The 15,110-nt window shown below is 63.1% G+C and carries 12 protein-coding genes and 1 pseudogene; 3 read left to right on the top strand and 10 right to left on the bottom strand.

What is annotated here, in order from left to right; genetic code table 11:
- Positions 1–34 precede the first annotated feature (34 nt).
- Both LRS06_RS20415 and hemF read right to left on the bottom strand, forming a co-directional pair.
- Positions 35–619, bottom strand: coding sequence for a phosphatase PAP2 family protein (locus tag LRS06_RS20415; protein WP_257873212.1), 585 nt, complete (start codon positions 617–619; stop codon positions 35–37).
- Positions 616–1,575: an oxygen-dependent coproporphyrinogen oxidase gene (gene hemF, locus LRS06_RS20420; RefSeq protein WP_257873436.1), complete on the bottom strand. Its 960-nt coding sequence runs from the start codon at positions 1,573–1,575 to the stop codon at positions 616–618. The genes LRS06_RS20415 and hemF overlap by 4 nt, the downstream gene beginning before the upstream one ends.
- Positions 1,576–1,752: 177 nt before the next feature.
- Here hemF and LRS06_RS20425 point away from each other — a divergent pair, with 177 nt between their 5' ends.
- Positions 1,753–2,784 carry an MBL fold metallo-hydrolase gene (locus LRS06_RS20425; protein WP_257873213.1) on the top strand — a complete coding sequence of 344 codons (1,032 nt, stop codon included), beginning with the start codon at positions 1,753–1,755 and terminating at the stop codon, positions 2,782–2,784.
- Positions 2,785–2,813: 29 nt separating this feature from the next.
- On the opposite strand, the gene LRS06_RS20430 is transcribed toward LRS06_RS20425, so the two are convergent.
- Positions 2,814–3,344 carry a GNAT family N-acetyltransferase gene (locus LRS06_RS20430; RefSeq protein ID WP_257873214.1) on the bottom strand — a complete coding sequence of 177 codons (531 nt, stop codon included), beginning with the start codon at positions 3,342–3,344 and terminating at the stop codon, positions 2,814–2,816.
- Positions 3,345–3,430: 86 nt separating this feature from the next.
- Between LRS06_RS20430 and LRS06_RS20435 the strand changes: the two genes are divergently transcribed.
- Complete coding sequence (locus LRS06_RS20435) at positions 3,431–5,620, top strand: thiamine pyrophosphate-dependent enzyme (protein WP_257873215.1); 2,190 nt, start codon at positions 3,431–3,433, stop codon at positions 5,618–5,620.
- A 107-nt stretch (positions 5,621–5,727) separates the two neighbouring features.
- Here LRS06_RS20435 and LRS06_RS20440 read toward each other — a convergent pair whose 3' ends face one another.
- Positions 5,728–8,241 (bottom strand): BamA/TamA family outer membrane protein, encoded by a 2,514-nt coding sequence (locus LRS06_RS20440; RefSeq protein ID WP_257873216.1) that lies wholly within the window; start codon positions 8,239–8,241, stop codon positions 5,728–5,730.
- Between the two features lie 11 nt (positions 8,242–8,252).
- Here LRS06_RS20440 and LRS06_RS20445 point away from each other — a divergent pair, with 11 nt between their 5' ends.
- Positions 8,253–8,999 (top strand): RNA methyltransferase, encoded by a 747-nt coding sequence (locus LRS06_RS20445; RefSeq protein WP_257873217.1) that lies wholly within the window; start codon positions 8,253–8,255, stop codon positions 8,997–8,999.
- 30 nt (positions 9,000–9,029) lie between these two features.
- On the opposite strand, the pseudogene LRS06_RS20450 reads toward LRS06_RS20445, so the two are convergent.
- The 6 genes and pseudogenes from LRS06_RS20450 to LRS06_RS20475 all read right to left on the bottom strand — a co-directional run.
- Positions 9,030–9,725 (bottom strand): annotated as a pseudogene (locus LRS06_RS20450) (DUF4386 domain-containing protein); the annotation flags it as partial.
- Positions 9,726–9,893: 168 nt separating this feature from the next.
- Complete coding sequence (locus LRS06_RS20455) at positions 9,894–11,030, bottom strand: porin family protein (RefSeq protein ID WP_257873218.1); 1,137 nt, start codon at positions 11,028–11,030, stop codon at positions 9,894–9,896.
- A gap of 21 nt (positions 11,031–11,051) precedes the next feature.
- Complete coding sequence (locus LRS06_RS20460) at positions 11,052–11,882, bottom strand: hypothetical protein (protein ID WP_257873219.1); 831 nt, start codon at positions 11,880–11,882, stop codon at positions 11,052–11,054.
- Positions 11,863–12,441, bottom strand: coding sequence for an RNA polymerase sigma factor (locus LRS06_RS20465; RefSeq protein ID WP_257873220.1), 579 nt, complete (start codon positions 12,439–12,441; stop codon positions 11,863–11,865). The genes LRS06_RS20460 and LRS06_RS20465 overlap by 20 nt, the downstream gene beginning before the upstream one ends.
- Before the next feature lie 429 nt (positions 12,442–12,870).
- Positions 12,871–13,230: a CoA-binding protein gene (locus tag LRS06_RS20470; RefSeq protein WP_257873221.1), complete on the bottom strand. Its 360-nt coding sequence runs from the start codon at positions 13,228–13,230 to the stop codon at positions 12,871–12,873.
- Between the two features lie 153 nt (positions 13,231–13,383).
- Positions 13,384–14,961 carry an NAD(P)/FAD-dependent oxidoreductase gene (locus LRS06_RS20475; RefSeq protein WP_257873222.1) on the bottom strand — a complete coding sequence of 526 codons (1,578 nt, stop codon included), beginning with the start codon at positions 14,959–14,961 and terminating at the stop codon, positions 13,384–13,386.
- Positions 14,962–15,110 lie beyond the last annotated feature (149 nt).

Genomic DNA, 15,110 nt, shown 5'->3' on the forward strand with positions numbered 1-15,110 from the left:
TGCGCGGAGCCTTTTTGCGTTTGCAGTCAATAGTTTATGCCTCGGGCCCCAATAGTGGCCACCAGCGCCGGGCCAGGTAGCGGAACGCCAGGGCGCAAAGCCAGGCCATGAGGGAGCCCAGCGTGAGGCCGGCCAGCACATCAGAAGGGTAGTGGGCGCCCAGGTAGATGCGGCTGTAGCTCACCAGAGCGGCCCAGATAAAAAGCAGCACCTTGGCCACGCGGTAGCGGCGGGGCAACAGCAGCCCGACAAACACGGCCAGCGCAAAGGCATTGGCTGCATGCGAGGATAAGAACCCGAACTGCCCGCCGCAGCCGTTCACCAGGTTCAGCGTGGCCGAGAGGTCGGCGTCGTGGCAGGGTCGCAGGCGGGCGAAGTAGGGCTTGAACAGGCGGCTGGAAACGACGTCGGCCAGCAGCACGCTAAGGCCCAGCAGGGGCAGCAGCAGCGTAGCGCGCCGGCCGTAGAGGTAGCACAGCACCACCACCAGCACAAAGTAAGCCGGGAACCACACCAGGCGGTCGGAGAAGAACACCATCCACGCATCCAGGCGGGCGGTGTGGCGGGAGTTGGCCGCTACCAGCAGCCAGCGGTCCAGGTGTTGGAGTTGCTCTATCAAACGGCGGCGGGGGAAGTAGTTAGCCAATCAACACCCTTGCGCAGCCACTGCTGGGTGGCTTCCTCCGGGGAGTCGGGCTCGATGGGGAAGTTGTAGTGCCACTCACACTGGGGCGGCAAGCTCATCAGAATACTCTCGGTGCGCCCCCCGGTTTCCAGCCCGAACTTGGTGCCCCGGTCAATGGCCAGGTTGAACTCGGCGTAGCGGCCCCGCCGCACCAGCTGCCACTGCTTCTGCCGTTCGGTATAGGGTTGGCCGGCGTTCTGGCGCAGCAGCTCGCAGTAGGTGCGCCCGTACACTTCGCCCACGCTGCGCACGAAGGAAAACAGGCTGTCGGCGTCGGCTTCCTGGCCTACAATCAGCCGGTCGAAGAAGATGCCGCCGATGCCGCGGGTTTCCTGGCGGTGGGGCAAAAAGAAGTACTCGTCGGCCCACTGCTTGAAGCGCGGGTAATAAGCAGGATTGTGCTGCTCGCATACCTCGGCAATCTGCCGGTGAAACCAACGGGCCTGGGCCTCTTCCACGTAGATGGGCGTCAGATCCAGCCCGCCGCCAAACCAGGCTTCCCCGTTGCCGGCCTCGAAGTAGCGCACGTTCATGTGCGAAATCGGTGCCATAGGGCTGCCCGGGTGCTGCACGACCGAGACGCCGGTGGCAAAGTAGTTCGGGTCAGGCATGAGCAGGGTGCGGGCCGCCGCCTCGCTCATCTGCCCTTCCACAGCCGAGAAGTTTACCCCACCTTTTTCGATGATACGGCCGCCCGTGAGCACGCGGCTCCGGCCGCCGCCGCCGCTGTGGTGCATCCAGGCATCTTCCCGAAACATGCCCATGCCATCGGCCGCTTCCAGCTGCTGGCACAGCCAGTCCTGAAACTGGCGCATCCACTGCTCCACGGTGTTGCGGAAACGGGGTTGAACGGTGGGAGCGGGGAAGAAAGCAGAGGAAGTGAAATCCATAGCGGCGAAGTCAGCAACAGAAGGCAAAGGTAGAAATTTCCGGCGCTGCCACTCCGGCCAAGCCCAACGGGAGCAGCTACGGTAGCGAAGCCGGGTGCAGGAATGCACCGGGCCGTAAAGTAAAACCAGCTGTTCGGCGTCTGTACCGTTGAAGGCCGCTTTTACGGCTTCTGCGTTATGATGCAAGTATTGGGGAAGAACCCTTCCCGCCAAGCCAAAGACCGATTCACGAATCTTTCCAACTACCAGAACGGTCGGTTCGAGAACCTGGAGGGCGTGCGCTTCAGCCCCGGGGAAGCTCCGATGGGCAAAATGCTGGTGGATTTTCTGCGCAAGCCTCGCACCGTGGCCCCGGCCGGCCCGCTGCCCACGGTGCGCACCAACCTGCACGCGCCGGCTACTGCCCGCCCCACGGTTGTCTGGTTTGGGCACTCGTCTTACCTGATTCAGGCCCACGGGCTGAATATTCTGGTGGACCCCGTGTTCAGTGGGGCCGCCTCGCCCTTCTCGTTTGCCGTGCGCGCCTTTGCCGGCGCCAATGCCTACTCGGCCGCCGATATGCCCGCCATTGACGTGCTGGTGCTCACCCACGACCACTACGACCACCTCGACTACGCTACCGTGGTAGCCCTGCGTTCCAAAGTGCGTCACGTCGTTTCGCCCCTGGGCGTGGGCAGCCACCTGCAGGCCTGGGGCTACGCCCCCGGGCAGGTTACCGAGCTCAACTGGCACGAAACGGCTACCCCGGTGCCGGGCGTGCAGCTCACGGCTACCCCGGCCCAGCATTTTTCGGGCCGGAGCCTGAAGCCCCGGCAAACCCTGTGGGCCTCGTATGTGCTGCAATTGGATGGTGCGCGGCTGTTCCTGGGCGGGGATAGTGGCTACGGTCCGCACTTCCGGGCCATCGGCGAGCAGTACGGCCCATTCGACCTGGCTCTGCTCGAAAATGGCCAATATAACCTCAGCTGGCACCCCATCCATATGCTGCCCGAGGAAACCGCCCAGGCGGCCCTTGACCTGGAAGCCAAAATGCTGCTGCCGGTGCACTGGGCCAAGTTCACGCTGGCTTACCACCCCTGGAATGAGCCCGTGCAGCGGCTGTTGCCCGCCGCCGATGCCGCCGGTCTTCCCGTCACGCTGCCCCGCATCGGGCAGCCCTATACCCTTGGCGGGCCGGTGCTGCGGGACGTGTGGTGGCTGGATAACTAGCCTACCTTAGCCTGCCAGACCATCATTTCTCAGGCAAGAGCCAACTGCTTCCGCATCAGCAGCAGCTCCAGCGGCTGGCGCGGAATGCCAAAGCGGGTATCGGTGGGGAAAGCCAGAGTTTCGCCGGTGCGTTGGAAGCCGTGCCGCTCGTACCAGGCAATAAGCTCGGCGCGCACCGTAATGACGGAAATCAGAATGTCGGTGCAAGAATGGGCCCGGGCCTGGGTTTCGGCTGCGTCCAGCAGCAGCTTGCCGATGCCCAGGCCTTGCTGCCCGGGCTCCACGGAAAGCATGCCCAGGTAGAGGTCGGGGAGCTGGGGCTTGAGGTAGACGCTGCCCATGAGCTGCCCGGCGCTGGTGCGGGCCAGCAGGAAGGTGGCGCCGGGCACCTTCATCAGATCAATGATGTCTTCGGCGTCGGTGCGCTGGCCGTCAAGTAGGTGGGCTTCGGTGGTCCACCCCTGGCGGGAGGCGTCGCCGCGGTAGGCGCGGTTGGCCAGCTGCACGAGGGCGGGAACGTCGGTTTCAGTGGCGGAAGAAATCAGCAGTTCGGGGAGCATAGAAGCAAAAGTACGCCGCCGGCGCCACCACGTTCCTTCCCAAGTGGCCGGTTCGTACCTTCGGGCCTGCATTCCACCCCTTGCACATGCCCACGCACCCCGCCCTCACCCCAGAGCCCGACTTTACCACTGCCCAGCCCAGCCGTGCCACCCTGCTGCGGGCTTACCGCCTGATGCGCACGGCCGATGAAATGGCTCGCCTCTACGAAGAAAACAAGGCCGTGACGGCCAAATACGTGCACGCCACGGCCCGGGGCCACGAAGCTATTCAGCTGGCCGCGGCCTGTATTCTCGGCCCCCAGGACTACGCCGCGCCCTACTACCGCGACGATGCCTTGCTGCTGGGGATGGGCCTGACGCCCTACGAGTTGATGCTGCAGCTGATGGCCAAGCGCGACGACCCGTTTTCCGGCGGCCGCACGTACTACAGTCACCCTTCTCTGCGGCGGGCCGGCCTGCCCACCATTCCGCACCAAAGCTCGGCCACGGGCATGCAGGCCATACCGGCTACCGGCATGGCCCACGGCATCAAGTACCTGGAAGGACAGGAGGTAATTAGTAATGAGAAATCAGTAATTAAGACTGATAAAGAAACGCTGACTTCTACTGAAGGAAACACAATTCCTCATTCTTCATTACTAATTACTAATTCAACAGCGAAGCCGCTGGTGCTCTGCTCCATTGGCGACGGGGCCATGACCGAAGGCGAGGTGAGCGAGGCCCTGCAGATGGCCGCCCTGCATCAGCTGCCCATCATCTACTTAGTGCAAGACAATGAGTGGGGTATTTCGGCCACCGGCCGGGAAATGCGCTCCATGGATGCCTACGAGTTTGCGGCCGGCTTCAAAGGCCTGCACCGCCTGCAGTTCGACGGGGCCGATTTCCTGGCCAGCTACGCCGGCATGCGCGAAGCCGCCGACTACGTGCGCCAGCGGCAGGGGCCAGTGCTGGTGCACGCCAGGTGTCCGCTGCTGGGCCACCACACCAGCGGGGTGCGGCGTGAGTGGTACCGCGGCGACAACCTGGCCCACCACACCATCCAGGACCCTCTACCACGCTTCCACCAGCAGCTGCTGGAGTTGGATTTCACGGAGCAGGAGCTGCAGGCGCTGGGGGAAGAAGCCCGCGCTACCGTGCAGGCTGACTACCAGCGTGCCCTGACGGCGCCCAACCCCGACCCGACTACTTTTGCCGACCACGAATTTGCCCCGCCGGTCGTCACCCAGGAAACCGGGGAGCGAAGCCCCGCCGGCGCCGACAAAGCCCTGATGGTAGATGCTGCTCTGCACGCGGTGGATGATATTCTGCGGGAGTTTCCCGAAGCGTTGTTCTACGGCCAGGATGTGGGTGGGGAGCTGGGCGGGGTGTTCCGGGAGGCGGCGCTGCTGGCCAAAAAGTACGGCGACGCCCGCGTATTCAACACCCCTATTCAGGAAGCCTACATTGTGGGCAGCACGGCCGGCATGAGTGCCGTGGGCGCTAAGGCCATTGTCGAAATTCAGTTTGCCGACTACATCTGGCCTGCTCTCAACCAGCTGGTGGAGGAGCTGAGCAAGTCGTGCTACCTCTCCAACGGTCAGTTTCCGGTGCAGAGCCTGATTCGGGTGCCTATTGGGGCCTATGGTGGGGGCGGGCCTTACCACTCGGGCTCCATTGAAAGCACGCTGCTCACCATCCGGGGCATCAAGGTGGTGTACCCCAGCAATGCCGCCGACATGAAGGGCCTGATGCGCGCCGCCTTCCTCGACCCCAACCCGGTGGTGATGCTGGAGCACAAAGGCCTATACTGGAGCAAGGTGCCCGGCACCGAAGACGCCAAAACCGTGGAGCCGGCCGCCGGCTACGCTATTCCGATGGGTAAAGCTGCCGTAGCTCAGGAAGCCTTAGCGGAAAAGCTGCAGAGCGGCGAAACCTGCGTAGTCATTACCTACGGGATGGGTGTGCACTGGGTTAAAACGGCCAGCCGCCAGTTTCCTGGTCAGGTTGAAATCCTGGATCTGCGCACCCTCAATCCGCTGGACTGGGAAGCTGTGCACTTTGCCGTGCTACGCCACGGCAAAGTGCTGGTACTGACGGAGGAGCCCTTGATGAACTCCTTCGCCGAAAGCCTAGCCGGCCGCATTCAGCGCCACTGCTTCCGCCAGCTCGACGCGCCGGTGTTTACGCTGGGTGCCGCCAATCTGCCCGCCATAGCCCTGAACGTGGAGCTGGAAAAGCAGATGCTACCCAACCCCGACAAAGTAGCCGCCGCCCTGCGTGAGCTGCTGGCGTATTGAGGGCGTGTGGAAAGCCAAGCTGCTGCTAAAAAAGCAGAGCATCCTGCGCATTAAGCAAGATGCTCTGTATCAACACCTAAGCCATTAGCCAGCAGACTCAACGCAGCCTAGAAAGGGTAGCCGATGCCTACGTTGACGGTGGGCGTGTTCAGCCAGGGCTTGGCATCGTTGCGCCAGAGGGCAAAGCGGCCTAGCGCCCACCGGTCGCCTGGCAGCGCGGTGGGGTCGTATACCTTGGCTGCCACGTCCAGCCGGATAATCAGGAAAGTGAAGTCGAAGCGCAGGCCCAGGCCGCTGCCCACGGCAATTTCCCGGTAAAAACGGTTCACGGCAAAATTGGCGCCCTTGCGGGGGTCGTCCGTGCGCAACGACCACACGTTGCCAAAATCGGTGAAGAAGGCTCCGTGGATGTAGTCGTAGATAGGAAAGCGATACTCCACGCTGCCTTCCAGCAGCAGTTCGCCAGGTTGCTCTACATTCTCGTCCTGAATAAGCTTGCCGCGACTGTCGTACTGCAACACTCCTTTTTCGCGCAGGTCGGCGTGGTAAGAGCCAGGCCCCAGGCGACGGGGCCGCCAGGCCCGCAGGCTAGAGCCCCCGCCCGCGAAGAAGTACTTATCGTAGGGAATGGCGAAGGAAGAGCTGGTTTGCCCGTCTTTCCCCTTGTAGCTGGTGCGGGACAGCGCGTGGGCGATGCCGCCATTCAGGCGCCAGGCTAGGTACGTGAACGGGGTAAGCTTGTAGTAGCGGCGATAGTCAGCGTTAAAGCGGGCGTAGTCCAGTACTGCAATACCAGCCAGACGTGGGTCGCCTACCTCAGGGTCGGGGCGGGTGTAGAGGCTTCGGCCCAGGCCCCCGATTTCAGTGGTCACGCGAAAATATCTGGCATTTCGGGTCTGGTTGAAGTCGTTGCTGTTGTAGAGCGAGGTGGCGCTGGAACTAGGTACCAGTTGCCGGCTGAAGCTGCGCAGCAGGGCGCCGTTGTTGGCCAGGGTATCAAGGTACTGCTGAAATGAGGCGACGATGTCCTTAGTATTGATCAGACTCACGTTCAGCGGGGTTACCACGTACTGCTGGTACGCGTTGCGCTGCCAGATATAGTCATAGCTACCCTCCAGATTGGTGCGGGTGTAGTCGGGGCGCCGAACGTAGGTATAGGAAGTGGAAATCCGGGTTTTAGGGTTGTAGCGCGTCAGAAATCGGTTGGTGCGCCAGGGCACCAGAAACTGCGGCAGAATCAGACTCACGTTGCCCCCCAGCTGGGTGGTGAGAAAGGTGTCGTCCTGCCCGGGGGCTACGGTTTGCCGGTACTGGCCCTCCAAGCCCGCCCGCACGCTCACTTCAAGTATTTCGGCCCCACCAAAAAGGTTGCGCGTTTTCACACGCACGTTGGCAAAGGGCCCAAGCTGCTCGGCCGAGTAGGTAGCGCCCAGCTCGGTGGTTTCCTGGAATTTCTTCAGGGGCGAGGCGTAGATGTTGGCATCCAGGCGGGCCAGGCCGCTGGCACTGTCGCCGGCTACCTTCTGGTACACCACGTTGTTGAAGCGGAACATATCCAGATCGGCGAGCTGGCGCTGGGTGGTCTGGGTGTTGGAAAGGCTGTAGCGGGCGCCGGGGCGCACTTCCACCCGCTGGTTGAGCACCTTGGAGCTGTAGCGGTGCCGGTAGGCCAGAAAGCTGATGGAGTCGCGGCGCACGGTGTCGCGCTTCACCCCGAAGCGGGTGGTGCCGGCATCGGTAAACACGTTCACGCGGCGGATGGTGTACACCTTATGCCGTTCGCCGGGGCCGGGGTTAGCCACAATGGTGCGCAGGCGCACGGTGCCGGGCGCAAAGCTGGTGTCGGCCTCCAGGCTCACGTACTGCTGGCGGAAGTCGTAGTAGCCGGCATTCTTGAGCAGGGTTTCCAGCCGGGCGCGCTCCAGACCAATAACTTCCTCGTTGTACCGGTCGCCCAGGTGTAGCAGGGAGTTTTTGTTGCCGGCCAGCACCACGCCCGCCACCAGCGTGTCGCCGATGTGGTAGTCGAGCTGGGCGTAGCGGAACGGCGCATTTTCCACCACGTGGTAGGTCACCGTCACGCGCCGGTCACGCACGGTTTGCTCGGCCCGCGCCTGGCTGCGGAAATAGCCCTGGGAACGAAGGAAAATACCCAGCTGCTCCACGGTGCGGGCCGTGAGCGAGGAGTCGTACACCACCGGGGCCTCGCCAATGCGCATGAGGGCGTTGCCCTTGGAAAGGACCAGCTGGTGCCGCTGCGTGTGCTTTTCGCGCTTGAGCAACAGGTTGCCCACCGTCACGGAGTCGCGGCCGGCCAGCCGGATCAGCGAATCGTACTTGGTGCGCTCTTCCTCCAGCTGCCGCTGCAGGCGCTCGGGGTTGTAGAAGTATTGCCCCAGCTGATAGATTGCTAGCTTTGGCAGCGGAAACCGGGTATTGGGCTTTTGCTGGTACAGGGCTTCCAGCCGGTCGGCATTCACTTCCCTGGCGCCCTCCAGACGGGCGCGGTACAGCAGGGTTTGCCCGGGGGCCAGCAGCCGCGTGGGCGAGCAGCCCGGCAGCGCGGCCAGGCTCAATCCAAGAATCAGCCAGGAAATAACTCGCCGGGGCGCAGACAGCACAACAGAAGAATATGGTGTCAAAAGCAGTTGTCAAGTACGTACACTCCCTGCAGCAGAAAAAGTACCGGCTGCGGCACGGCGCCTTCCTGGTAGAAGGCGGCAAGAGCGTGCGGGAGTTGCTAAGTTCAGGACTTCTAACGGAACGCTTGTTCCTGACCGCCGAATTTGCCGCAAAAATCGGGCAGGAAGCGCCCGCGGGCGTACCGATGGAGGTTGTTTCGGAAGCCGAGCTAACCCAGCTGGGTACCCTGGCTACCAACAACACGGCCCTGGCCGTGGCCCGCATTCCGGCCGAAAAACCGCTGCCCGCCGCCACCGATACGCTGCTGCTGGCCCTGGACGAAGTGCGCGACCCGGGCAACTTGGGCACCCTCATCCGCCTGGCCGACTGGTACGGGCTGGCGGGCGTGGTGTGCTCCGAAACCTGCACCGATGCCTGGAATCCCAAAACCGTGGCGGCCACTATGGGCTCATTCACCCGCGTGCCGGTGTGGCAGCGCGAGTTGCCGGCCTGGCTGGCCTCGCTGCCCACCGCCGCCCCCATCTACGGGGCCGACTTGGCCGGCGACAACGTGCATCGCCTCACGCTGGCGCCCAGCGGTGTGCTGGTGATGGGCAGTGAAAGCCATGGCCTGCGGACCGAGGTACACCAGTGCCTTACGCGCCGCCTGCACATTCCCGGTCGGGGCCAGGCCGAAAGCCTGAACGTGGCTATTTCGGCGGGTATTCTGCTGGATAATTTTTTTCGGCAGCTGTAGGTATCAGTTGCTGGCGGGCGGTTGCGGATATTAGGCGACTGCGACTGCGACGGCGCGGGCGCCTGGCCCGTGTACCCGCTCATGCCACTTCTGCTGGTTGACGCCCTTAATCAGCAGCCACAGGCAGAAGGCCGATTCGCCCACCAGCGGCAGCAGCAGGATACCGGGCAGGAGGATATCGGCCAGGAACGGGGCAAACAGCGCGGCACAGCAGGCTACCAGGTAGCCTGCACCCGCCACCTGCAGCAGTATGCCCAGCACGGGTGGGAAATAGCCCGACTTCCGAATGAGGTAGCCGTTGAGCAGGCAGGTGCCCCCGAAAAAGATAAGCGCAATGTTGAAGGAAACATCATGCGACCTGAGGGCCAGGCCGGCCAGCAGGGGCAGCTGCCCGGAGCCAAGGCCGCTGAGGTGGCCGGTATTCTCCAGCGTTGGCAGTACCAAAAGCAGAAATACCTTGCTAACGGCCTCCACGGCCAGGGAAACCACATTCAGCAGTACCGCCAGCAGCACCAGGCTTTTGCTCACGGGCCGCAGCAGCAGGTACTCAATCCACAGGAGCGGCACGGCGCAGAGCACCACCAGCACGTTGCCGGCCACACCGAGGCGCCAGAGCAGCGGCTCCGCCAGAATGTTGCGGGCCGTGGCAGCGGCGTCACCGCCCACGATCAGCTTGCTGGTGACAAACCCTTCCGCAAACGCCCCGAACAGGATAATAGCCAGGTAGAGCGCACCGCCAAGGCGGGCATACGGCTGGGGGAAGTTTCAATTGTAGGGATGGACATACCGGTTGGGCGTGAGGGATGAAAACACAAAAGACCGTCCTGCTTTGTCAAGCGCACCAGGACGGTCTTTTTCTTTCGTGGGCAGCTACGACTTGCATAGCGGCCGCCGTTAGTTGCAGAGGGAGAGGCCGAAGCTCAGCGTCTGGCCCCCGGGGCCGCGGCTGGCCTTGAACGTGTCGTTCAGGTTGTATTTCACGAACAAATCAATGTTGCGGATGCCAACGGTGCCCTGCACGCCGTACTGGAACTCTTCGAGGTTGTAGTTGCCGCGGTCCTTGTCTTTGCGGGTGCTGCCTTCGCTTTCGTACTTCAGCTTGGTGTGGGCGCCCAGACGGTAGCCCACAAAACCGCCCGCCCCGATGCGGAAGACGTTCCGGCCTTTGCTGTCGTCAAAGTCGAGCAGGACCATCAGGGGCAGGTTCAGGGTCGTCACGGCCAGCTTGCTTTTCTCCAGGCTCAGCGTAGGCTCCTTGGTTGCCATCGTCACGCCGTCCACATCCCGGAAGCGGAAGTTCTTATCCAGCATATAGTTGTTGAAGGCCAGCTCCGGGCCGGTAATCAGGTGCAGGGGCGAGTTTTTGTCACCTACCCGCACATCGTAGTGCCAGTTCAAGCTCACGTAGCGGGACCCCACCGGGCGCAGCTCGAAGTCTTCGCCGCCGAGCAGCGGAGGGCGGTGCACAAGCGTGTTCAGGCCCAGGTCGAGGGTGAAGTCCTGGTGCACGCGGCGGTTGCGCTTTTCTTCCTGGCGGGCCTGGCGCTCCACGTTACGGATGGAGTCTTCCGAAGGCGAGCGGCCGATGTGTACCGACACGCCGTCTTCGTTGTCAGAGTCTTTTACCGTCACGCCCATGCGGCCCAGCATCACGTCCACGCGGTCGGTTTTGGCGGGCCCTTTGCCGTCCTGGCTGCGCACCGTCACCCGAATCTGCTCGGGGGCATTGGTACCGGGGCGCTCCTTGGCGGGGTAAAATTCCAGCGTCACCTGGTCGGTTTTCGAGTTCTGGCCCACGGCCTCGGCCTGGGTGATGTAGGCATCGAGCAGCAGCATGAGGGAGTCGAGCTTGTAGGTGCGCATCTGGCGCAGCTGCTCCTTGTTTTTTACATAGAGGGTCATGGTGGCCTGGTTCGGCAGCTTCACCATAATCGTGTCGTCGTTGGCGGGGGCCGAAGAGGCGGCCAGGGAGCGGCAGGGAGCCAGCACCGCCAGCAGCAGGAAAGCCAGCAGAGCAGAAAAGCGTTTCATAGCTGAAAAGAGAAGAAACTGTTAGAGTTGAATGGTTTTGGAGAGGGTACGACCGGCCACGCGGGCCTGCACCGTCAGGGTTTCCGGCAATCCGGCGTCGGCCAGGCTCACCTGGTCGCCACGCACGGCGTTGCGCACTTGCCGGAGAATGCCTCCCAGCCGCGGCCGACGGTCGGGAGCAGCTGCCGCGAGGGCAACGGGCTTTTCGGCCTGGCGACGCACTTCCACTTCAATCGGGCCGACCGGAGCGGCCGAGGAAGCAGCGGGCGTAGCCGAAGCCACGAAGGTGTTGGTGGATGTTGCGGGGGTAGGCTGGGCCTGAGTGCGCTCCGGTTGCGCAGCGGGCTGCCGAACCACGGCTACATCCGTGAAAGAGCTCTTGGTGGCGGGGTTGGCAGAAGCCTCCGCAGAGCGGGGGCGGGCCGGGCGGGAGGCCGCGGCTACCAGTGCCGGGGCCGAAGCCTGGGGACGGGTTGCAGCGGCTGACCGGGCTTCTGGAGTGGTAGATGCGGGGGCCGGGGAGGGCGTTGCCTGGACAATCATTTTTTCCTGAGAAACTTCCGGGGCGGGTGCTTCAATAACCGAAGCCGGGGCACTGGCGGGTGTTTGGGTAGCAGCCAGCGGCGTTTCAGAACCCGTGGTGGGGCTTTGCGGGCCGCGCAGCAGCCAGCCGGCGCCCACCACCAACAGCAGGGCAATAGCGGCGGCCATCGAGTACACCCACATCATCGGGCGCTTTTTCTTTTCGGGCTGCAGCTCCGCTTCCAGGCGGCTCCAGAGGTCGGCGGGCGGCGTAGGCGCGTGGCCCTGCAGGCGCTGCCGAAACAGCTTATCAATATCTTCCGGTTGCATACAGTTCTTTCGGTTGGGTGGAGGAAATAGCCACCATGTTGGCGGCGGCAATCCGGCGCTGCAGCATGGCGCGCGCCTTACTAAGCTGCGACTTGCTGGTGCCCTCCGAAATGCCCAGCAGCTCGCCGATTTCGGGGTGAGAGTAGCCCTCCAGCGCGTAGAGGTTGAACACCGTGCGGTAGCCGGCAGGCAGGTCAGCCAGCAACGCCAGCATATCGTCGGCGTTGAGTTGGCTTTCGGCTTCGGCGGCCGTGGCCGGCACGTCGTAGGTCAGGTCGTCGATGGCCAGGTGCAGAGGCTCCTTGCGGCGCAACTGGCCCAGGGCCTCATTCACCATAATGCGGCGAATCCAGCCTTCGAACGAGCCTTCGTGGCGGTACTGCTCCAGGGCCCGAAACACCTTCACGAAGCCCATCAGCATCACCTCCTCGGCGTCGTCGCGCTGGCGCAGGTACCGCAGGCACACGCCCAGCATCAGGCCCGCAAACCGCTCGTAGAGCAGTTTCTGGGCGCGGCTGCTGCCCTGGCGGCAGGCGGTTATGAGTTCAACCTCGGTCACAGCGTAGTAGAGTTTCGGAGCAAATAGCGGGCGTTTGGCAGGGTAGATGCGGGCCTGGGGCGGACCGTTGCCTGACCAGGAAAAATTAATGTGCGAATGTGCGGGATGTGGAAAATGTGCTGCGCTTCGCTAATGTGCTGATGGGGAAATATATTTTACTCCTGTGCAAGTAAGGGGGCCTTACATCCAGATTCACAGGTGTATTGTGACAGAAGGTCGAATTCCTTTTTCATTAAGTGAAGTCACGTTTTTTCAGTCGAAATAAAACGAAAAGCCCTTTCCCGTATGCAACAGGAAAGGGCGTTCTGAAAAAAGTAGTGCCCGGAGTTGAACTGTACGAATGAAGTCACCCGCACCGAAACATCCTCAACGCATTCTGCACATTAGCGAAGCGCAGCACATTCAACCCACATTAGCACATTGTACACATTAGTACTGGCCTGCGCTCAGCATCACCAGAGTGCAGGCTTCTTCGGTTTCGATGCCGCGCTGGCGGGCCAGGCGCTCCAGCTCCGGGTTTTCGGTGCCGGGGTTGAAGATGATGCGCTTGGGGTTGAGGTCGAGGATGTAGTCGTACCAGGCGGGCTGGTTTTGCGGGCCTACGTACAGGGTTACGGTGTCTACATCGGGAGCGGCGGGCCGGTCGGTTTCAATAGCAAGGCCGGCCACCTGGCCTTTGCGGATGCCCACGGGCACTACTTCGTGGCCGTGGCGTTGCAGGCGGTGTACGGCCTGGTAGGAGTAGCGGGCCGGATTATCACTCGCCCCGAGAACTAGGGTCTTTTTCATGGCAAAAGGGTGCTTAATGCTTGGTGCCTGGTGCTTGGACTCTCCAGGAAAAGCGGTTTACAGGACGTATATACGGGCTTCTTCTACAAAAAGCCAGGGGCCCAATAGAGCAGGCTGTATCTGCTAAACAGAAAAACAACGATGCCCCAAGCCCTAGGCACTGCGCACCAAGGCAAAAGCTGCTTCGGCGCACCGCTCCCCGTCCATGGCGGCCGACACGATGCCGCCGGCGTAGCCAGCGCCTTCGCCGCAGGGAAACAGGCCGCGCACCTCGGGGTGCTGCAGCGTGTCCCGGTCGCGGGGGATGCGGACGGGGGAGGAAGTCCGGCTTTCCACGCCCACAATCTGGGCGGCGTTGGTGGCGTAGCCGGGAATCTTCTGGCCGAAATTCTGAAAACCCTGCCGCAGCCGCTCCGCCAGCCCGGTGCCCAGCACCTCGTCCATCGGCACCGAGACCAGGCCGGGCTGGTAGCTGGTTTCGAGCAGGCTGGCGGACGGTTTCTTTCTGAGGAAGTCGCCCAGCAGCTGGGCGGGGGCCAGCTGGGTGTTGCCCGCCAGTTGGCAGGCCTGCTGCTCAATCTGCTGCTGCAGGTGCAGCCCGGCAAGCGCCCCATGTTGCTTCAGGTCCATATCTTCCAGCTCAATGGCCGTGACGATGCCCGAATTGGCAAAGCGCGAGTCGCGGCGGCTGGGGCTCATGCCGTTCACTACCACCTCGCCGGGAGCGGTGGCCGCCGGCACGATAAACCCGCCGGGGCACATGCAGAACGAAAACACGCCCCGCTGCCGATTCTGCCACTTCGTCTGGTGCACCAGGGCGTAGGAAGCGGCCGGCAGAGGCCCCCGCTCCTTCAGGCGGTACTGGGCCTGGTCGATGAGCTGCTGGGGGTGCTCCACGCGTACGCCCAGGGCGAAGGGCTTGGCCTCGATGAGCACACCACGCCGGTGCAGCAGCTCGTAGATGTCGCGGGCCGAGTGGCCGGTGGCCATAATCACGGCATCGGCCGTTAGCTCCTCGCCGGTGTGGGTGACGACGCCGCGCAGGTGCTGGCCGGTGAGTACAAGGTCATCCACCCGCGTACCGAAGCGTACCTCGCCGCCGGCCTCTCGCACCGAGTCGCGCAGGGCGGCTACCACGGCGGGCAGCTTGTTAGTGCCGATGTGGGGGTGCGCATCCACCAGGATGTCGGACGTGGCCCCGTGCTGCACCAGCAAGCGCAGGATGCGCTGCACGTCGCCGCGCTTGGTGGAGCGGGTGTAGAGCTTGCCATCGGAGTAGGTGCCCGCGCCACCTTCGCCGAAGCAGTAGTTGGAATCGGGGTTCACCACGTGGTCTTTGTTGAGCGCGGCCAGGTCGCGGCGGCGGGTGCGCACGTCCTTGCCGCGCTCCAGCACCACGGGCTTCAGGCCCAGCTCGATACAGCGCAACGCCGCGAACAGCCCGGCCGGCCCGGCCCCTACGATGATAACCGAACGGTGCGCCCGGCTTACATCGGGGTAGGTGAACCAGGGGCCGAAAAGGTCGGCGGGCGGGGCGGTGGGGTAGATGTCGGCGCGCAGGCGCACCAGGGGCTGGCGGCCGCGCGCGTCGATAGAGCGTTTGCGCAGGTGCACAAAGTCGGCGTCGCCGGGTTGGAGGCCGGCCGCCTGCAGCAGGGCGCGGTAGCGGGCGTATTCGTCGTAGGCTACCGCGGCGGGCAGCAGCACTTCAATCTCGCGGGGAGTGGGCATGTCGGAGGGGTGAAAGGCAGTTATCCTTTAAACCAGGAAATAAACGAACCGCAAAAGTACGAAAACCCGCGGGCCTGATTGGCAGCTGGCTAGCGTGCAGTAAAGGCGTTTGGCGTCGTATTCTCCCTGAAATCAGTTCGGCAGGAGCT

Origin of the sequence: Hymenobacter sp. J193, from assembly GCF_024700075.1 — a bacterium.
In the GTDB taxonomy this organism is placed as follows: Bacteria; Bacteroidota; Bacteroidia; order Cytophagales; family Hymenobacteraceae; genus Hymenobacter.